Annotated in this window: 21 protein-coding genes; all 21 read left to right on the forward strand. The window is 45.2% G+C overall.

Annotation, left to right across the window (positions count from 1 at the left end; all coding sequences use genetic code 11):
* The first annotated feature begins 50 nt into the window (after positions 1-50).
* Entirely contained in the window at positions 51-950 is a 900-nt protein-coding gene (gene dprA, locus NYE50_RS08980; protein ID WP_060561696.1) for a DNA-processing protein DprA, read from the forward strand.
* Between the two features lie 181 nt (positions 951-1,131).
* On the forward strand, positions 1,132-3,207 hold the full coding sequence (gene topA, locus NYE50_RS08985; RefSeq protein ID WP_014417765.1) for a type I DNA topoisomerase: 2,076 nt from the start codon (positions 1,132-1,134) through the stop codon (positions 3,205-3,207).
* A 64-nt stretch (positions 3,208-3,271) separates the two neighbouring features.
* Positions 3,272-4,579, forward strand: coding sequence for an FADH(2)-oxidizing methylenetetrahydrofolate--tRNA-(uracil(54)-C(5))-methyltransferase TrmFO (gene trmFO, locus NYE50_RS08990; RefSeq protein WP_012117550.1), 1,308 nt, complete (start codon positions 3,272-3,274; stop codon positions 4,577-4,579).
* A 74-nt stretch (positions 4,580-4,653) separates the two neighbouring features.
* The gene (gene xerC, locus NYE50_RS08995) at positions 4,654-5,571 is read left to right on the forward strand and encodes a tyrosine recombinase XerC (RefSeq protein WP_007409774.1); all 918 of its coding nucleotides are present in this window, start codon (positions 4,654-4,656) and stop codon (positions 5,569-5,571) included.
* A gap of 15 nt (positions 5,572-5,586) precedes the next feature.
* Positions 5,587-6,132, forward strand: a complete 546-nt coding sequence (hslV, locus tag NYE50_RS09000; protein WP_022553348.1) for an ATP-dependent protease subunit HslV — start codon at positions 5,587-5,589, stop codon at positions 6,130-6,132.
* Between the two features lie 16 nt (positions 6,133-6,148).
* Positions 6,149-7,552, forward strand: coding sequence for an HslU--HslV peptidase ATPase subunit (hslU, locus tag NYE50_RS09005; protein ID WP_007611413.1), 1,404 nt, complete (start codon positions 6,149-6,151; stop codon positions 7,550-7,552).
* Positions 7,553-7,589: 37 nt separating this feature from the next.
* Entirely contained in the window at positions 7,590-8,369 is a 780-nt protein-coding gene (gene codY / locus NYE50_RS09010; RefSeq protein ID WP_003154263.1) for a GTP-sensing pleiotropic transcriptional regulator CodY, read from the forward strand.
* Between the two features lie 353 nt (positions 8,370-8,722).
* The gene (gene flgB, locus NYE50_RS09015) at positions 8,723-9,112 is read left to right on the forward strand and encodes a flagellar basal body rod protein FlgB (RefSeq protein ID WP_003154260.1); all 390 of its coding nucleotides are present in this window, start codon (positions 8,723-8,725) and stop codon (positions 9,110-9,112) included.
* The gene (flgC, locus tag NYE50_RS09020) at positions 9,112-9,564 is read left to right on the forward strand and encodes a flagellar basal body rod protein FlgC (protein ID WP_159354159.1); all 453 of its coding nucleotides are present in this window, start codon (positions 9,112-9,114) and stop codon (positions 9,562-9,564) included. The genes flgB and flgC overlap by 1 nt, the downstream gene beginning before the upstream one ends.
* Before the next feature lie 10 nt (positions 9,565-9,574).
* A complete protein-coding gene (gene fliE, locus NYE50_RS09025) occupies positions 9,575-9,895 on the forward strand; it encodes a flagellar hook-basal body complex protein FliE (RefSeq protein ID WP_007409777.1) in 321 nt (106 codons plus the stop codon).
* Positions 9,896-9,937: 42 nt separating this feature from the next.
* Positions 9,938-11,548 carry a flagellar basal-body MS-ring/collar protein FliF gene (fliF, locus tag NYE50_RS09030; protein WP_159354160.1) on the forward strand — a complete coding sequence of 537 codons (1,611 nt, stop codon included), beginning with the start codon at positions 9,938-9,940 and terminating at the stop codon, positions 11,546-11,548.
* Positions 11,549-11,560: 12 nt separating this feature from the next.
* Positions 11,561-12,577: a flagellar motor switch protein FliG gene (gene fliG, locus NYE50_RS09035; RefSeq protein WP_003154256.1), complete on the forward strand. Its 1,017-nt coding sequence runs from the start codon at positions 11,561-11,563 to the stop codon at positions 12,575-12,577.
* A complete protein-coding gene (gene fliH / locus NYE50_RS09040; protein ID WP_224988038.1) occupies positions 12,570-13,325 on the forward strand; it encodes a flagellar assembly protein FliH in 756 nt (251 codons plus the stop codon). Before fliG ends, fliH begins: the two co-directional genes overlap by 8 nt.
* A complete protein-coding gene (gene fliI / locus NYE50_RS09045) occupies positions 13,322-14,638 on the forward strand; it encodes a flagellar protein export ATPase FliI (RefSeq protein WP_159354162.1) in 1,317 nt (438 codons plus the stop codon). Before fliH ends, fliI begins: the two co-directional genes overlap by 4 nt.
* A 5-nt stretch (positions 14,639-14,643) precedes the next feature.
* Positions 14,644-15,087 (forward strand): flagellar export protein FliJ, encoded by a 444-nt coding sequence (fliJ, locus tag NYE50_RS09050; protein WP_003154253.1) that lies wholly within the window; start codon positions 14,644-14,646, stop codon positions 15,085-15,087.
* Positions 15,088-15,098: 11 nt separating this feature from the next.
* The gene (locus NYE50_RS09055; protein WP_015388236.1) at positions 15,099-15,713 is read left to right on the forward strand and encodes a MotE family protein; all 615 of its coding nucleotides are present in this window, start codon (positions 15,099-15,101) and stop codon (positions 15,711-15,713) included.
* A gap of 6 nt (positions 15,714-15,719) precedes the next feature.
* Complete coding sequence (locus tag NYE50_RS09060) at positions 15,720-17,063, forward strand: flagellar hook-length control protein FliK (protein WP_072177004.1); 1,344 nt, start codon at positions 15,720-15,722, stop codon at positions 17,061-17,063.
* Positions 17,064-17,504: a flagellar hook assembly protein FlgD gene (gene flgD, locus NYE50_RS09065; RefSeq protein WP_029973465.1), complete on the forward strand. Its 441-nt coding sequence runs from the start codon at positions 17,064-17,066 to the stop codon at positions 17,502-17,504.
* A gap of 24 nt (positions 17,505-17,528) precedes the next feature.
* A complete protein-coding gene (gene flgG, locus NYE50_RS09070; RefSeq protein WP_007409783.1) occupies positions 17,529-18,305 on the forward strand; it encodes a flagellar basal body rod protein FlgG in 777 nt (258 codons plus the stop codon).
* A 39-nt stretch (positions 18,306-18,344) separates the two neighbouring features.
* Positions 18,345-18,560: a flagellar FlbD family protein gene (locus NYE50_RS09075; protein WP_003154243.1), complete on the forward strand. Its 216-nt coding sequence runs from the start codon at positions 18,345-18,347 to the stop codon at positions 18,558-18,560.
* Complete coding sequence (fliL, locus tag NYE50_RS09080) at positions 18,557-18,976, forward strand: flagellar basal body-associated protein FliL (RefSeq protein ID WP_021493686.1); 420 nt, start codon at positions 18,557-18,559, stop codon at positions 18,974-18,976. Before NYE50_RS09075 ends, fliL begins: the two co-directional genes overlap by 4 nt.
* Positions 18,977-18,999 lie beyond the last annotated feature (23 nt).

Raw genomic sequence — 18,999 nt, forward strand, 5'->3', positions numbered from 1 at the left:
CCGTAACGGCTGTTCCTGTTTTTGCTGAAAAAAAGAGGAGGTTTCCAGATTTGGATCAAGCATCGCGCTGTTTAATGGTCTGCAGTATTAATCAAATCATTTCCCCGTCTCTTCTATTAAAATGGTGGAAAGCTGATCATTCTCTGTCTTTTTTACCGGATCCGCATTCATTAACTGTTTTATCAGAAGGGAAAACAGCCCCGGAAGCAATTTTTCGGGAAATAGAGCGCAAGGATCCGGAACTTGATGAAGTTCTGTCCGATTACCGCCGCGAAGGCATCACTGTCATTCCGATTTCATCAAGCCGCTATCCAACATGGCTTAAAGCGATTTATGATCCGCCGGCTGTCTTGTATGCAAAAGGGAACACGCTGCTTCTTGAAAAAGGCAGAAAAATCGGGATTGTAGGAACGCGGAAACCGACGGAAGACGGAATAAAAGCGGTTGGGCATCTTTCCGCCGAACTCTCAAAAAAAGGCTGGGTCATTGTAAGCGGGCTTGCATCCGGTATAGACGGATTGTCTCATAAGGCGAGCATCAGGGCAAAAGGGCTTACGATCGGCGTGATAGCCGGCGGATTCCATCATATCTATCCCCGGGAAAATCTCCTGTTAGCAGAATACATGGCTGAACACCATCTCCTACTCTCAGAACATCCTCCTGAAACAAAGCCGAAAAAATGGCACTTTCCGATGAGAAACCGCATAATCAGCGGACTAAGTGAAGGAATTGTGGTCGTGCAGGGAAAAGAAAAAAGCGGTTCATTAATCACAGCTTACCAGGCTCTCGATCAAGGCAGAGAGGTATTTGCCGTTCCGGGTTCCATATTTAATCCATATTCCGGAGGACCTATAAAACTCATTCAAGAAGGGGCGAAAGCTGTATTATGCGCAGAGGATATTGACGGAGAGCTGACCGCCCGATGCGTTCAGTATACGGAACCCTTTTGAAATATCGTTTGACAAACGGTATTGTAATATTTAATAATAGTGAGGATTTAAAGTTGCACATTATTTTCATGTATAAAATGACGTTCATCATAAAGAATGAAATGTTGAAAGCCATAAAAAGGCAGCTCTAAAATGAATTGATACTTGAAAAGAGAGAGAACACCTCTTGAGGGGGATGAAAATGTCTGATTATCTAGTCATCGTGGAATCGCCGGCAAAGGCGAAAACGATTGAACGTTATTTAGGGAAGAAATATAAAGTCAAAGCTTCAATGGGACATGTCCGGGATCTTCCGAAAAGTCAAATGGGAGTTGACATCGAACAGAACTTTGAACCGAAATATATTACGATCCGCGGAAAAGGCCCTGTTTTAAAAGAATTAAAAACAGCGGCAAAGAAAGCAAAAAAAGTCTATCTCGCGGCCGACCCCGATAGAGAAGGGGAAGCGATTGCATGGCATCTCGCACACAGCCTTGATCTGGATCTCAGCTCGGACTGCCGGGTCGTCTTTAATGAAATAACGAAAGACGCCATTAAAGAATCATTTAAACATCCGCGCATGATTAATATGGATCTTGTCGATGCGCAGCAGGCGCGCCGCATACTAGACAGACTCGTCGGATACAAAATCAGCCCGATTCTTTGGAAAAAAGTAAAAAAAGGCCTCAGTGCGGGCCGTGTGCAATCCGTTGCGCTCCGGCTGATCATCGACCGGGAAAAGGAAATCAACGACTTTAAACCTGAAGAGTACTGGACGATTACCGGCTCATTTTTAAAGGGAAAAGAGACGTTTGAAGCCGGATTTTTCGGGAAAAGCGGCAAAAAGCTTCCTTTAAAAAGCGAAGAAGACGTAAAAGCCGTCCTTGCTCAGCTGAAAGGCAATAAGTATACAGTTGACAAGGTTACGAAAAAAGAGCGCAAACGAAATCCCGCTCTGCCGTTTACAACGTCCACTCTGCAGCAGGAGGCTGCAAGAAAGCTGAATTTCAGAGCGAAGAAAACGATGATGATCGCTCAGCAATTATATGAAGGAATTGATCTCGGCAAAGAAGGGACAGTCGGGCTCATCACGTATATGAGAACGGACTCAACGCGGATTTCCAATACAGCCGTTGAAGAAGCGTCAGCTTTTATTGATCAGGCGTACGGAAAAGAGTACTTAGCGGGAAAACGGAAACCGGCAAAGAAAAATGAAAACGCTCAAGATGCCCACGAAGCGATCCGCCCGACTTCGGTGCTCAGAAAACCTGCCGACTTAAAAGCGGTGCTTGGAAGAGACCAGCTCAGATTATACAAGCTGATTTGGGAGCGCTTTGTTGCAAGCCAGATGGCGCCTGCAGTCCTAGATACGATGAGCGTCGATCTCAGCAATAACGGATTGACATTCCGGGCAAACGGAAGTAAAGTCAAATTCGCCGGCTTCATGAAAGTCTATGTAGAGGGTAAAGACGATCAGCTGGAAGAAAAAGACCGCATGCTTCCGGACCTTAAAGAGGGAGACACGGTTTTATCGAAAGATATTGAGCCTGAGCAGCACTTTACTCAGCCGCCTCCGCGTTATACAGAGGCGCGCCTGGTTAAAACACTTGAAGAACTGGGGATCGGCCGTCCTTCGACATATGCGCCGACTCTTGACACCATCCAGCGCCGCGGTTACGTGGGATTAGACAATAAACGGTTTGTGCCGACTGAGCTTGGGCAGATCGTGCTGGATCTTATCATGGAGTTTTTTCCGGAAATCATCAACGTTGAATTCACGGCTAAAATGGAAAGAGACCTTGACCATGTTGAAGATGGCCAGACAGAATGGGTTCAAATCATTGACAGCTTCTACACCGACTTCGAAAAACGCGTGAAAAAAGCGGAAGCCGAAATGAAAGAAGTGGAAATCGAACCTGAATACGCCGATGAAGATTGTGAGTTATGCGGCTCCCGGATGGTTTATAAAATGGGCCGATACGGCAAATTTATGGCGTGCTCCAACTTTCCTGACTGCCGGAATACAAAACCGATTGTCAAACAAATCGGCGTAAAATGTCCTAAGTGCCATGAAGGAAACATTGTCGAACGAAAATCAAAAAAGAAACGCGTCTTTTACGGCTGTGACCGTTATCCTGAATGCGACTTCGTATCTTGGGACAAACCGATTGAACGAAAATGCCCGAAATGTGAAAATATGCTCGTAGAGAAAAAGCTTAAAAAAGGCATACAAGTCCAATGCGTCGAATGCGATTATAAGGAAGAACCACAGAAGTAGCGGTGAGCAGAGCCTTGCTCACCTTCTTTGTGTGGAAGGGACAAACAACAGGAGATGAAAAGAAATGAACCAGCAAACAGTTAATGTAATCGGAGCAGGCCTTGCCGGAAGTGAAGCGGCATGGCAGCTTGCAAAAAGAGGAATTCAAGTGAAACTATATGAAATGCGGCCCGTCAGGCAGACGGCAGCCCATCATACTGATAAATTCGCCGAACTGGTATGCAGCAACTCCCTCCGTTCAAATACACTCGCCAATGCGGTAGGCGTATTAAAAGAAGAAATGCGGGCCCTTGACTCGGCAATCATTCAATCTGCTGATAAATGCTCGGTTCCGGCAGGGGGAGCGCTTGCCGTTGACCGTCATGAATTTGCGCAAAGCGTGACGGATCTCGTGAAAAACCATCCGAATGTAACAGTTCTTACTGAGGAAGTAACAGAGATTCCGGAAGGCCCGACGGTTATCGCGACCGGACCGCTTACGTCAGAATCGCTTTCACAGCAGCTGAAAGAGCTCACGGGAGAAGAGTATCTGTATTTTTATGACGCGGCGGCGCCGATTGTCGAAAAAGACAGCCTTGATATGGAGAAAGTGTACTTAAAATCCCGTTATGACAAGGGAGAAGCGGCGTACTTAAACTGCCCGATGACAGAGGAAGAGTTCGACCGTTTCTATGAAGCATTGACGACGGCTGAAACGGTACCTTTAAAAGAATTCGAGAAAGAAATCTTCTTTGAAGGCTGCATGCCGATTGAAGTCATGGCGAAAAGAGGCAAGAAAACGATGCTGTTCGGACCGATGAAACCGGTCGGACTGGAAGATCCGAAAACAGGCAAGCGCCCTTATGCAGTCGTTCAGCTCAGACAGGATGATGCGGCGGGTACGCTTTATAATATTGTAGGTTTTCAGACACATTTAAAATGGGGAGACCAAAAAGAAGTGCTTAAACTGATCCCCGGCCTTGAAAATGTTGATATCGTCAGATACGGCGTCATGCACAGAAACACATTTATCAACTCGCCGAGCCTTTTGAACCCGACATATCAATTTAAACAGCGTAACGATCTGTTTTTCGCGGGCCAAATGACCGGCGTAGAGGGTTATGTTGAATCTGCCGCTTCAGGTCTTGTAGCGGGAATCAATGCCGCCAAACTTGTGCTCGGTCAGGATCTTGTGACATTCCCGCAGGAGACGGCGATCGGAAGCATGGCTCACTACATTACGACGACAAATCAGAAGAACTTCCAGCCGATGAATGCAAACTTCGGCCTCTTAAAAGAATTGCCTGTAAAAATTAAAAACAAAAAAGAACGAAATGAAGAATACGCTAAACGCGCAATTGAGACTATTCAAACTATTTCGAAAACGATATAGCTTTTCATTGCAACTTCGATGCATTATATGATACCATTTAAAAGCCCTTCGCCTTGGAGAGGGAGGTCTTCATAATGACTGAGAATGTTAACTTTTTTTTAAAGTTATTCGTTGAATATTTACAAATTGAAAAAAATTATTCACAATATACTATTGTGAATTATGTTAATTCGATTGAAGAATTTGGGATGTTTCTGCATGCTCAAAATATAAATGGAATGAAAGAAGCTGCATATCATGATGTGAGAATATTTTTGACAGAGGCTTATGAAAAAGGCCTGTCAAGAAAAACAATCAGCAAGAAAATTTCAGCTTTGAGAAGCTTCTATAAATTTTTAATGAGGGAAAAGCTTGTTGAAGAGAATCCGTTTCAGCTTGTTCATCTGCCGAAACAAGAGAAACGGATTCCGAAGTTTCTTTATGAAAAAGAACTTGAGGAACTATTCGCTGTTTCAGACAGAAGTCAGCCGTCAGGGATGCGCGATCAGGCCCTGCTTGAGCTTCTTTATGCGACCGGAATGAGGGTCAGTGAGTGCTGTACGCTTACTGTCGGCGATCTTGACCTGTTCATGGATACGGTGCTCGTTCACGGGAAAGGCAAGAAGCAGCGCTATATCCCGTTCGGCTCATATGCCCGTGATGCGCTGGAGCTGTATATCAACAGCGGAAGGCAGTGCCTGCTTGAAAAAGCAAAAGAGCCTCATGATGTGCTGTTTGTCAATCAAAGAGGCGGCCCGCTGACCGCCAGAGGAATCCGGTATATTTTAAGCGGGCTTGTAAAAAAAGCATCCGGCACTTTACATATACACCCGCATATGCTTCGGCACACGTTTGCGACTCATCTGCTGAATGAAGGGGCTGATTTAAGAAGCGTCCAGGAGCTTTTGGGCCATTCCAATCTGTCTTCTACGCAGATATACACGCATGTATCGAAGGAAATGCTGAGAAACACATATATGTCCCACCACCCGAGAGCTTTTAAAGAAAATTAAAAGGAGGCCCTTCTCATGTCATCTTTTCATGCGACAACGATTTTTGCCGTCCGGCATAACGGGAAAAGCGCTATGTCAGGAGACGGCCAGGTCACATTCGGTCAGGCTGTAGTCATGAAACATACCGCGAGAAAAGTGAGAAAGCTGTTTAACGGAAAGGTTCTGGCCGGATTTGCGGGATCTGTTGCAGACGCTTTCACACTTTTTGAATTGTTTGAGGCGAAGCTTGAAGAATACAACGGCAATTTAAAACGTGCGTCGGTTGAGCTTGCGAAAGAATGGCGCAGCGATAAAGTGCTGCGCAAGCTGGAAGCCATGCTGATTGTCATGAACCAGGATACCTTGCTTCTCGTATCGGGAACAGGTGAAGTGATTGAGCCGGATGACGGCATTTTGGCAATCGGCTCCGGCGGAAACTACGCCCTGTCAGCAGGAAGAGCGCTGAAAACCTATGCCGGAGAGAATCTGTCCGCCAAAGATATTGCAAAAGCCGCTTTGAAAATCGCGGGCGAGATTTGTGTGTACACAAACGATCAGATCATTTTGGAAGAACTTGAATAGAAAGGACTTGAGGCGCATGGAAAACAAACCGTTAACACCGAGACAAATCGTAGATCGGTTGGATCAATACATTGTAGGACAGCAGGATGCGAAAAAAGCTGTCGCCGTGGCATTAAGAAACCGCTATCGCAGAAGTCTTCTTGATGAAAAACTGAGAGACGAGATCGTTCCCAAAAACATCCTGATGATGGGCCCGACCGGGGTGGGGAAAACAGAGATCGCCAGACGGATCGCCAAGCTTACCGGTGCGCCATTTATAAAAATTGAAGCGACAAAATTTACAGAAGTCGGCTATGTAGGCAGAGATGTCGAATCAATGGTCAGAGACCTCGTTGAGACATCCGTGCGGCTCATTAAAGAAGAAAAAATCAGCGAAGTGAAAGAACAGGCTGAAGAAAATGCAAACAAACGTATAGTGCGGCTTCTCGTTCCGGGAAAGAAAAAACAAGCGGGTGTGAAAAATCCGTTTGAAATGCTTTTCGGAGGAAGCCAGGCGGCAAATGATGATGAAGCCGACCAGCAGGAAGAAGCAAGCCTTGAAGAAAAAAGAAAACGCATGGCGCATCAGCTCGCATTGGGAGAGCTCGAAGACCATTACGTCTCCGTAGAGGTGGAAGAGCAGCAGCCGTCGATGTTTGACATGCTGCAAGGCTCCGGGATGGAGCAGATGGGCATGAATATGCAGGATGCGCTGAGCAATCTGGTGCCAAAAAAGAAAAAACGCCGCAAAATGACGGTCAGAGAAGCAAGGAAGGTTCTGACCAATGAAGAGGCAGGCAAATTAATCGATATGGATGAAGTCGGCCAAGAGGCCGTGTTAAGAGCTGAAGAGGGCGGCATTATCTTTATTGACGAAATAGATAAAATCGCAAAAAACGGAGGGGCTTCTTCCTCAGCAGATGTATCGAGAGAAGGCGTTCAAAGAGATATCCTTCCGATTGTCGAAGGCTCTACCGTCGTCACGAAATACGGCTCCGTCAAAACAGATCACGTGCTGTTTATCGCAGCCGGGGCATTCCATATGGCCAAACCGTCTGATCTGATTCCGGAGCTGCAGGGCCGCTTTCCGATTCGTGTAGAATTGAGCAAACTGACGGTAGATGATTTTGTGAAGATTCTCGTCGAACCCGATAACGCGCTGTTAAAACAATATCAGGCTTTATTGCAGACAGAAGGTATATCTCTTGAATTTTCTGACGAAGCTATTCGTAAGATCGCCGAAGTGGCTTATCATGTGAATCAGGATACGGACAACATCGGAGCGAGAAGGCTTCACACGATATTGGAACGTCTCTTGGAAGACCTGTCGTTTGAAGCGCCGGACGTAACGATGGAAAAAGTAGCCATCACGCCGCAATACGTTGAAGAAAAGCTCGGAACGATTGCAAACAACAAAGATCTAAGTCAATTTATATTGTGAAAATTTAATAAGAGGAATTCTAGGAGGATTATTTATCATGGCTTTACTACAAAAAACACGAATTATTAACAGCATGCTGCAGGCTGCGGCAGGCAAACCCGTAAACTTTAAAGAAATGGCTGAAACGCTTCGTGACGTCATTGATTCTAATATTTTCGTCGTCAGCCGCAGAGGAAAGCTTTTGGGCTACTCTATTAATCAGCAGATTGAAAATGACCGCATGAAAAAAATGCTTGAAGACCGCCAGTTCCCGGAAGAGTACACGAGAAATCTGTTCAATGTTCCGGAGACGTCTTCAAACCTTGATATCAACAGCGAATACACGGCGTTTCCTGTGGAAAACAGAGACCTGTTCCAAGCGGGCTTAACAACGATCGTGCCGATCATCGGCGGAGGAGAGAGACTGGGCACGCTGATTCTGTCCCGTCTGCAGGATCAATTTGAAGATGATGATCTCATTCTTGCTGAATACGGAGCAACCGTTGTAGGAATGGAGATTTTAAGAGAAAAAGCGGAAGAAATCGAAGAAGAGGCGCGAAGCAAAGCAGTTGTTCAAATGGCGATCAGTTCTCTGTCTTACAGTGAACTTGAAGCGATTGAGCATATCTTTGAAGAGCTTGACGGAAACGAAGGCTTGCTTGTGGCAAGTAAGATTGCGGACCGTGTCGGCATTACGCGTTCAGTCATCGTTAACGCGCTGAGAAAGCTGGAAAGCGCAGGCGTCATTGAATCCAGATCACTGGGAATGAAGGGGACGTACATTAAAGTTCTGAACAACAAATTCCTTATTGAATTGGAAAACCTTAAATCTCATTAAGACAAAAGCAGGATCCCTGAAAATGGGGGTCCTGCTTTTTTTATGGACAATAGGTGAAAAGTTGCAGTTTAAAGTTGCTTATTGGAATCTGATCTGAGATAATCCATCTTGCTGTGTGAAAAAAGGAGGAAGATACAGAAATTCTGCTATTTTCAGTCTTATATTAAACAAATCCTTGTAGTACAAATATTCTAGGACTTAATACCCACATGCAAAATAGATATAATTGAGCACTTTTTTTTAGTCTAACTTCATAGACTTTAAGCCTGTTATTTCTTACAATAAGCATATGGTTTTACAATTCTCGACAAGGATTTTTAGGAGAAAAATATCTGAAATGGAGGTAAGTGGATTTGGACTTATTTTCTGGAACTATACAAAATCTTGAGAATGCCTTGGGGAGAGCGGACATTAAGCAAAAAGTCTTAACTAATAATATCGCCAATATAGATACACCGAACTATAAGGCAAAAAAAGTCTCTTTCCGAAATTTGTTAGATCAGGAAACATCCAATCTTGAGGCTGTAAAAACCGACTATCGGCACGTTGACTTTACGGGTTCGGGGGACGATTATTCTATCGTGTCCAGCAGTGATACATCGTACCAGCAAAACGGAAACAATGTCGATATCGACAAAGAAATGACAGATTTAGCCGAAAACCAAATTAATTATCAGGCTTTGGTTGAAAGAATGAGCGGCAAATTCAATTCTCTGAAAACCGTCTTGACAGGAGGAAAATAATGAGTGGCTTTCAAAGCATAAATATTTCGGGTTCCGCTTTAACTGCACAGCGTGTCCGGATGGACGTCGTATCGTCCAACCTGGCCAATATGGATACAACGAGAGCGAAGCAGGTAAATGGCGAATGGGTGCCTTACAGAAGAAAGCTGGTATCTCTCCAATCCGGAGGCGAATCATTTTCGTCCCTTTTACATTCCAAGATGAACGGAACAGGAAGCGCGGGAAATGGCGTAAAGGTATCTGGTGTTACGGAAGACCCGTCCGCTTTTAATCTCGTTTATGATCCGGAGAATCCTGATGCGAATAAAGACGGATATGTACAAAAACCAAATGTAGACCCATTAAAGGAAATGGTGGATCTTGTCAGCAGCACGAGATCATATGAAGCAAACGTAACTGCATTAAACGCCTCCAAAGGCATGCTTTTGAAGGCCTTAGAAATCGGAAAGTAAGGTGATGTAAGTGGTTAACGCTATTACTCCTTTTCAGCTTCAACAAACCCAAAACACTCAAAACGTAACGAATCAATTAAACCAAACTCAAAAAACTGATTCTTCAAACCAAACAAGCTTTTCGGAGCTTTTAAAAAACTCTATTGATTCGTTAAATGAGTCACAAGTGAAATCTGACCAAATAACGAACGAACTGGCTGCAGGAAAGGATGTAAACCTTGACGAGGTCATGATCGCTGCCCAAAAAGCAAATATTTCTCTGACGGCCGCTACCGAATTCCGCAATAAAGCCGTGGAAGCCTATCAGGAGATCATGAGAATGCAGATGTAGTGGTCAGATTGAAGAGAATGACTGGAATGACCGGGGGTTAACATGAATCGTACTCTAATGCAAATAAAAACCAAAACGGCAGCGTTTTGGAACAACAGATCAAAAACACAGAAGATACTCATGGTAAGCGGCTTGGCCGCATTCATTATTTTACTCATCGTCGTTATTATTTTTACTTCGTCTGAAAAGATGGTGCCTCTTTATAAAGATTTGTCCGCGGAAGAAGCGGGGAAGATTAAAGAAGAGCTCGATACGAAAAAGGTGTCTTCTGAACTTGCTGACGGCGGCACGGTCATTAAGGTTCCTGAGAGCCAAGTGGATTCGCTTAAAGTCCAGCTTGCCGCGGAAGGCCTGCCGAAAACGGGTTCAATTGATTATTCGTTTTTCGGACAGAATGCGGGCTTCGGCCTGACAGATAATGAGTTTGACGTTTTAAAGGTTGAGGCGACTCAGACTGAATTGTCAAACCTGATAAATGAAATGGACGGTATTAAAAGCTCGAAGGTCATGATCAATATGCCGAAAGAAGCCGTGTTTGTCGGTGAAGATCAGCCGGAAGCATCCGCATCGATCGTTTTGCAGATTAAACCGGGCTACTCGCTTGATCAAAGCCAGATCAACGGGCTGTACCATCTCGTTTCTAAAAGTGTCCCGAACTTAAAAGAAGATAATATCGTCATAATGGATCAAAATTCTACATATTATGACAAAAGTGACAGCGGTGCAGGGTCCGTTTCTGACAGTTATGCTTCTCAGCAAGGGATTAAGTCGCAGGTCGAAAAGGATATTCAAAAACATGTCCAATCACTGCTCGGCACAATGATGGGGCAGGATAAAGTCGTGGTTTCGGTTACGGCAGATATTGACTTCACGAAAGAAAAACGCACTGAAGACATGGTCGAGCCTGTCGATAAAGATAACATGGAAGGCATAGCGGTAAGCGCCGAAAAAGTTGCGGAAACGTATAAAGGCGACGGCGCGGCCAACGGCGGAACAGCCGGAACGGGCAGCAATGACACCGCGAACTATAAACAGGCGAATGACGGTTCAAACAGTGGAGACTACGAAAAAAGCAGCAATAAAATCAACTATGAAGTCAACCGCATTCATAAAGAAATCGCAGAAAGCCCGTATAAAGTGCGTGATTTAGGCATTCAGGTCATGGTGGAACCGCCGAATCCGAAAAATGCCGCCTCATTATCAGCGCAGAGACAGGCTGATATACAGAAGATTTTAGGAACGGTTGTCAGAACGTCCCTTGATAAAAATGAAACGCAAAATCAAAACCTGACAGCCAATGATATCAACAATAAAATCGTTGTATCCGTACAGCCGTTTGACGGGAAAACAAGCCTGAACACAAATTCGGCACAATCTTCAGGTCTCCCGATCTGGGTATACATTACAGGCGGGGTGCTGCTTGCAGCCATTATTCTGCTTATTATTCTCCTCATCAGAAAGAAACGCTCTCAAGAGGATGAGTATGAAGAATACGAATATGAAACGGCGCCGGAGCCGGTTCGATTGCCTGATATCAATGAAGAGAAAAATGAAACGGAAGAAACAGTCAGACGAAAACAGCTTGAAAAAATGGCTAAAGAAAAACCGGAAGACTTTGCAAAATTGCTTCGAAGCTGGCTGGACGAGGATTAGGGGGAATGGAAAATGGCGAAACGTGATCAGAACAAGCTTACAGGAAAACAAAAAGCAGCCATCCTCATGATTTCCTTAGGTCTTGATGTATCAGCCTCTGTGTACAAGCATTTGTCTGAAGAAGAAATTGAAAGATTGACTCTCGAGATTTCGGGAGTCAGAAGCGTCGATCATCAGAGAAAAGATGAAATCATTGAAGAATTTCATAATATCGCAATCGCTCAGGATTATATTTCTCAAGGCGGTTTAAATTACGCCCGCCAAGTGCTTGAAAAAGCGCTCGGAGAAGACAAAGCGGTAAGCATTTTAAACAGGCTGACCTCTTCATTGCAGGTAAAGCCGTTTGACTTCGCAAGAAAAGCGGAGCCCGAACAGATTTTGAATTTCATTCAGCAAGAACATCCGCAAACGATGGCACTGATTTTATCCTACCTTGACCCGGTGCAGGCCGGACAGATTTTGTCTGAGCTGAACCCGGACGTTCAAGCTGAGGTGGCGAGAAGGATTGCGGTTATGGACAGGACGTCTCCTGAAATCATAAATGAGGTGGAGCGGGTTCTTGAACAAAAGCTGTCCTCCTCCTTTACGCAGGATTATACGCAGACAGGCGGCATAGAAGCCGTTGTTGAAGTGTTAAACGGCGTAGACAGAGGAACGGAAAAAACGATCCTTGATTCATTAGAAATACAAGATCCTGAATTGGCGGATGAAATCAAAAAACGGATGTTTGTCTTTGAAGATATTGTCACCCTTGATAACCGTGCGATTCAGCGCGTGATCAGAGACGTTGAAAATGACGACCTCCTGCTGTCATTGAAGGTTGCGAGCGAGGAAGTCAAAGAGATCGTCTTCAGCAATATGTCACAGCGTATGGTTGAAACGTTTAAAGAAGAAATGGAAATTATGGGGCCTGTGCGTTTGCGTGATGTGGAAGAGGCGCAATCAAGAATCGTGGGCGTCGTCCGCAAGCTTGAAGAAGCCGGTGAAATTGTAATCGCGCGAGGCGGAGGAGACGATATTATTGTCTAATATCATTAAACAGCAATCATCATTTTCTCCTGAACAAAAACGGCGCAAGCTTTCCTTGCAGGAAGTCAGGAAAACACATTCCCAGCCAGACCGGGAGGAACCCGAAAATCCAGAGGCTCTCATGGCTTTTGCCAAAGCAGAAGCCGACAGGGTGTCTGAAGAAGCGAAAAATCAATTTGAGCACACTCTTCGTCAGATTGAAGAAGAGAAACACCGCTGGGCGGAAGAAAAACAAAGATTGATAGAAGAAGCAAAGGCAGAAGGATATGAAGAAGGCATGGCATTGGGAAAAGCCGAGGCTCAAGCTGAATACGCCAATCTCATCAGCCGGGCCAATGCCGTTATGGAAATGGCGAGACAGTCAGTCGAGGAAAAACTGGAAAGCGCTGAGGAAGAAATCATTGAGCTTTCCGTTGCGCTCGCTAAAAAAGTATGGCGGCAAAAAAGTGAGGATAAAGAGGCTTTCCTTCTGCTGGTCAAACAGGTAGTAGCCGAAGTAAAAGATTATGATGACATCTCCATCTATGTGGACCCTGAATATTATGAGACGGTTCATCAGCATATGGACGAAATTCAGCAGCTGTTATACAAAGAATGCAGATTAAGCTTATATGCCGATGAAAAAGCCGCGAAGGGAACGTGCTCGATAGAAACTCCGTTCGGACGTGTCGATGCAGGCATAGATACCCAGCTGATGCAATTAAAGCAAAAACTTTTAACGGCGCTTGAGGCGGGAGCGGAGCAATGAAGACACAGTATTTAATAGACTCAATTGAAACAGCGGATCCGTACAAGCGCTACGGCAAGGTTAAACGGGTCATCGGGCTGATGATTGAATCAAAAGGGCCCGAAAGCTCAATCGGAGATGTTTGTCTCATTTATCCGAAAGGCCATGCGAAAAAAGCGATTAAAGCTGAGGTTGTAGGCTTCCAGGATGAAAACATTCTGTTAATGCCTTATCTGGAAGCGGCCAGCATCGCGCCGGGCAGCATTGTGGAGGCCACTGGGGAGTCGCTCCGCATCAAAGTAGGCGCGGGTTTAATCGGACAAGTTGTCGACGCGTTCGGCGAACCTCTTGACGGCCGGGCGCTTCCGAAAGGTTTGTCCCCCGTTTCGACGGAACAGCCGCCGCCAAACCCGATGAAACGCCCGCCGATACGGGAAAAGATGGGTGTCGGCGTCAGATCGATTGACAGTCTGCTGACGGTAGGAAAAGGGCAGAGAATCGGGATTTTTGCCGGAAGCGGAGTCGGAAAAAGCACCCTGATGGGAATGATCGCGAAGCAGACTGAAGCTGATTTAAACATTATCGTACTCGTCGGTGAACGGGGGCGCGAGGTGCGTGAATTCATCGAGAAGGATTTAGGTGAAGAAGGCCTGAAACGCTCGATCGTCGTAGTCGCGACCTCTGATCAGCCTGCCTTAATGCGTTTGAAAGCGGCATATACGGCCACCGCCATTGCAGAGTACTTCCGCGATAAAGGCCGGAATGTGATGTTCATGATGGACTCCGTCACGAGGGTCGCGATGGCTCAGCGGGAAATCGGCCTGGCAGCGGGGGAACCGCCGACAACAAAAGGATATACACCTTCTGTGTTCGCTATTTTGCCCCGTTTGTTGGAAAGAACGGGCGCGAATGAACAAGGAACGATAACCGCTTTTTATACGGTTCTCGTTGACGGAGATGATATGAACGAACCGATTGCCGATACGGTGCGCGGAATATTAGACGGGCATATCGTTCTCGATCGGGCGCTTGCCAACAAAGGGCAGTTCCCGGCCGTGAATATCCTGAAAAGCATCAGCAGGGTCATGTCTAATATTTCAGACACATCGCATATAGAGGCGGCCAACAAATTCCGCGATCTTCTGTCAACTTATCAAAACTCTGAAGATCTCATTAATATCGGAGCTTACAAAAGAGGGTCATCAAGAGAAATTGATGAAGCGATTCAGTTTTATCCGCAGCTTATTCAATTTTTAAAACAAGGAACGGAAGAACCTGCTCAATTGGAAGACAGCATTGCGGCATTGACGAGTCTGACAGGAAAAGAGGAATAAACATCGTGGCATACCAATTCAGATTTCAAAAGCTGCTGGAATTAAAAGAAAATGAAAAAGACCAAACATTGACTGAATACAGACAATCGGTTTCTGAATTTGAGACAGTGGCTGAAAAACTATATGAAAATATGAGCAAAAAAGAATTGCTCGAAAAAGACAAAGAATCAAAGCTGAAATGCGGGATGAGCGTTCAGGAAATGAGACATTATCAGCAATTCGTTTCCAATCTTGAGAACACCATCTATCATTATCAAAAGCTTGTCATCATGAAACGAAATGAAATGAATGAGAAGCAGGAACAGCTCACCGAAAAAAACATTGAAGTAAAGAAATTTGAAAAAATGCGGGAAAAACAATTTAATATGTTCGCACTTGAAGACAAAGCTGCAGAGATGAGGGAAATGGACGACATTTCAATCAAGCAGTTTATGATTCAGGGGCATTAGGAGCGAATGAAATGGCCGATAAAGAAAAGAGATCTGGAAAGTTCGGTTCAATCCTGCTTTTTATCATGATCCCGCTGATTTTTCTGATCATCGTCGCAAGCATCATCCTTTGGGCTGCCGGCGTTGATGTGATGAAGCCGATTCAGGAAACAGCCGCTAAAACGCCTGTTTTAAAAGAATTGGTTCCCGAAACGAAAGAAATGAAAAGCGCGGCGGAAAAGCAGAAGGAAGACAGAACGGCTTCTCTTGAAAAGACCATAAAGGAACAAAAAAGTGAAATTAACATTTTGAATAAAGATTTAGACACAAGCAAGTCCGAAATCGATAATCTGAATCAGAAAATCCGTTCACTGAAACAGGAAGCTGAACAGCAGCAGAAAACAAAGACGGATGAAACGAAAAAAGACGCTTCGGATTCAGCCGGAAAAGATAAAATGATCAACATCTATAAAAGTATGGACAGCGGTAAAGCGGCAAGCATTATCGTAAAGCTGAAAGAAAAAGAAGCCCTCGATATTTTAAACGGATTAAGTAAAAAGCAGCTTGCTGAAATCTTGACGAAAATGACTCCTGAACAAGCGGCTAAATATACAGAAAAACTATCCGCTGACGGAAATAAGGAGTGATGTAAGTTGAAGCTGCTTGAATTAACGGGTAATCGTACGCAGACTGCGCAAAACAGCAATGTGAAGATGAATGTAAACAGCTTAGGTCTATTTCAGAACTGGCTCCTGTCGGAAATCACTTCTCCCCGGCAGCCCGGAGATGAAACAAAAACAAGTGACGCAGAGCTGAATGATGCCCTATCTAAAATCGGTGATTGGCTGAAAGCCGGCCCGGAAGATAAAGAATTGCAGCTGAAACAGCTGCTTGAAGCGGTAAAAGCTCTTGAAGGAAAGCAGACGGCTGAAACAGCTCTTCCTTTATTGAAACAGCTTGCCGAATCTGTTGAAGACATGTTAGCGGGAAAACAACATGGGGGGAAGCCTGAAACGGATGAGCCGGATTCTTCCGCAAAAGACGGGGATTCCGTCAAGGATGCGCTTGAGAAGGGGCTGCTGTTCATTCAAGAAGCCGTATCCCAGCTCTTCACATCTCAGCAGGAACTGCCTGACAGCGCGCAGGCAAAGGCGGTTTACCAGGAAGGCGCCCGTTTATTAGAGGCATTGAAAAAACAAGGCGTTCCGGACCGCGTGATTCAAGACCTGCGGCAGACATTTTTTCCGAAAAACGAATCGGCATCTAAACTTTACTCCATGACAGCCGCTGAGCTGAAGAGCTTTCAAAGCGTCGCGGAGCAGCTTGCGGGCCTTTCTCAAAAGGGAACAAAGGATTGGGATATGGCTGAAACTGAGCTGAAAGCTTTTGTGTTATCTCAATCATCTGAATCATCCCAAGAGTCAGCCGGGAAAACAGAACAGCAAAACGGCGGCACGGTTTCTCACGCAAAGGCGCCTGACAGCAAATTGTCTGCACATATACTGTTTTCGGGAACGAGAAGCCTTGCCGGCATTCAGCAAACGTCCGCAGGAGCTGAACAGCAGCCGGCAGAAAATAAACCGTTAACGGATCAGGTCATCAGCGGCTGGAAACAGATGAAATACACGCCTTTCGGGAAAACAACCGGAAGCTTTACGATTCGTCTTAATCCCGAGAACCTCGGATTTGTCACAATTAAGGTGACAAACGAAAACGGGATGTTTCAAAGCAAAATAATCGCATCCAGCCAGTCTGCGAAAGAGCTGCTGGAACAGCATCTTCCTCAGCTGAAACAGTCGCTTCCGAATATGTCGGTCCAAGTCGACCGTTTTACAGTCCCGCTTCAAAGCGGGGATCAGCAGCCTGTTTACGGACAGACGGCCGATCACAATAAACAGCAGCATCAGGGACAGAGAGAGCAGAAGAACCAGCAGCAGTCAGGCGATTTCGGAGATATGCTGGAGGAGCTTTCTCTCAATGAAATGGAGGAAGAATAGTTGACATCAGTAAACTCGGATTATGCCGCGGCGGGCGCTTCAGCCACTTCAAGCGCGAAGAGCACCTCCGCAGTAAACAGCAGCACGAATTTAGGGAAAGACGAATTCCTGAAGATCTTAATGACACAGGTTCAAAACCAGGACCCGCTCAATCCGGTTGATGACAAAGAATTCATCAGCCAGATGGCGACATTTTCTTCATTGGAGCAAATGATGAATATGAATACGACGATGACTAAATTTGTAGAAAATCAAGATCCGTTTACGATGTATGTGAACTGGATCGGCAAAAATGTTACATTCAGCGACAGCGACGGGAAGGATCAGACAAGCCCGGTCAATTCAGTCAAGCATTCAAACGGCAATTACGTGCTCGTGCTTGAAAATGGCAAAGAGGTCAGTCCGTGGAATGTCACGGCCGTCAGCGAAACATCTAAATAAAAAGAAACCCAGGGGGAATTTAACATGTTACGTTCATTATATTCCGGTATCAGCGGCATGAAAAACTTTCAGACAAAACTAGATGTAATCGGCAATAACATCGCCAACGTCAACACAGTGGGATTTAAGAAAAGCCGCGTTACATTTAAAGATATGATCAGCCAGACAGTCGCCGGCGGTTCAAACGTGACCAATTCAAAACAAATCGGCTTGGGTGCCGCGACTTCTTCCATTGATGTCGTTCATTCAACCGGCGCCCCGCAGGCTACACAGAATAAAACCGACCTAGCCATTGACGGAGACGGCTACTTTCAGATTAATACAGGTGCGGGAATTGTTTACACACGTGCGGGGAATTTCGGAAAGGACAATCAAGGGAACCTTGTTACGACTGACGGGTACTACCTTGAAAAAATCGGCGGCGGCAAAATCAATATTCCGACTGATGCGAAAGATTACAGCATCGGTGCAGACGGAACCGTTACATACACTGATGCAGGGGATGAGGTTCATGATGCCGGACAAATCGGTCTGGTCACGTTCCCTAACAGCGCCGGTCTGGAAAAAATCGGAGGCAACCTTTACAGAGAATCATTAAGTTCAGGAGCTGCGAGCGCAGTCACCACGCCGGGCGAAAACGGAACGGGTAAGCTTTTGGCAGGCTATCTTGAAATGTCAAACGTAGATCTGACAGATGAATTTACCGAAATGATCGTTGCTCAGCGGGGTTTCCAATCAAACTCAAAAATCATTACGACTTCAGATGAAATCCTTCAGGAGCTGGTTAATCTGAAACGGTAAGGAGGGAGGAGAGGCGGTTAAGCCGCTTCTCCGGATTGCATGATTCAAGTCACCCGTTTAAACGGCCAGCCTTTTACGCTGAACGCGCTGTTTATCGAACAGATTGAGTGCTTCCCCGACACGACGATTACACTGTCCAACGGCAAAAAGTTCGTAGTGAAAGAACCGGAAGAAGCAGTTCTCAAAAAAGTCATATCGTTTTACCATAGCATACAAATATTTTCACTGGATCAGGGAATAGAGGAAGAAGAATGAAGAAAAAATTAGTCATCATTTTGCTGATTATTTTAATTGTCATCGCCGGCCTCGGAACGGCAGCATATTTTGTCGTCAGCGGAAATTCCGTCAAAGATAAAAAGCCGACAATTGACGAAGTCGTTGCAGCCACTGTGTCTGTCGACGATATTACGACAAACTTAAAGTCTGACAGCATCATCCGTATCGGCATCAAGCTTGAAACCGACTCGGCTAAAGCGAAGGAAGAACTTGAAAAACGCGATTTTCAGGTGAAAGACAACATCATTTCCATTTTAGCCGACACAAGCGCCGGAGAGATTGAGGGAGATAAAGGAAGAGAAGCGTTTAAACAATCATTAAAAGAGAAAGTAAACAGCTATCTCCAAGAAGGAAAAGTTCAGAAAGTGTACATTACCTCCTTTAATCTGCAATAAAAACAAATTTGACAGAATACGGA

This window comes from Bacillus sp. EU55 (genome assembly GCF_038005925.1).
Lineage (GTDB): Bacteria > Bacillota > Bacilli > Bacillales > Bacillaceae > Bacillus > Bacillus velezensis.

What these genes read in the sequence shown, in the direction of transcription:
- topA (WP_014417765.1), top strand. Translation starts at nt 1,132, where the DNA reads ATGTCTGATTATCTAGTCATCGTGGAATCGCCGGCAAAGGCGAAAACG.
- trmFO (WP_012117550.1), top strand. Translation starts at nt 3,272, where the DNA reads ATGAACCAGCAAACAGTTAATGTAATCGGAGCAGGCCTTGCCGGAAGT.
- xerC (WP_007409774.1), top strand. Translation starts at nt 4,654, where the DNA reads ATGACTGAGAATGTTAACTTTTTTTTAAAGTTATTCGTTGAATATTTA.
- hslV (WP_022553348.1), top strand. Translation starts at nt 5,587, where the DNA reads ATGTCATCTTTTCATGCGACAACGATTTTTGCCGTCCGGCATAACGGG.
- hslU (WP_007611413.1), top strand. Translation starts at nt 6,149, where the DNA reads ATGGAAAACAAACCGTTAACACCGAGACAAATCGTAGATCGGTTGGAT.
- codY (WP_003154263.1), top strand. Translation starts at nt 7,590, where the DNA reads ATGGCTTTACTACAAAAAACACGAATTATTAACAGCATGCTGCAGGCT.
- flgC (WP_159354159.1), top strand. Translation starts at nt 9,112, where the DNA reads ATGAGTGGCTTTCAAAGCATAAATATTTCGGGTTCCGCTTTAACTGCA.
- fliF (WP_159354160.1), top strand. Translation starts at nt 9,938, where the DNA reads ATGAATCGTACTCTAATGCAAATAAAAACCAAAACGGCAGCGTTTTGG.
- fliG (WP_003154256.1), top strand. Translation starts at nt 11,561, where the DNA reads ATGGCGAAACGTGATCAGAACAAGCTTACAGGAAAACAAAAAGCAGCC.
- fliI (WP_159354162.1), top strand. Translation starts at nt 13,322, where the DNA reads ATGAAGACACAGTATTTAATAGACTCAATTGAAACAGCGGATCCGTAC.
- NYE50_RS09055 (WP_015388236.1), top strand. Translation starts at nt 15,099, where the DNA reads ATGGCCGATAAAGAAAAGAGATCTGGAAAGTTCGGTTCAATCCTGCTT.
- flgG (WP_007409783.1), top strand. Translation starts at nt 17,529, where the DNA reads ATGTTACGTTCATTATATTCCGGTATCAGCGGCATGAAAAACTTTCAG.
- NYE50_RS09075 (WP_003154243.1), top strand. Translation starts at nt 18,345, where the DNA reads ATGATTCAAGTCACCCGTTTAAACGGCCAGCCTTTTACGCTGAACGCG.
- fliL (WP_021493686.1), top strand. Translation starts at nt 18,557, where the DNA reads ATGAAGAAAAAATTAGTCATCATTTTGCTGATTATTTTAATTGTCATC.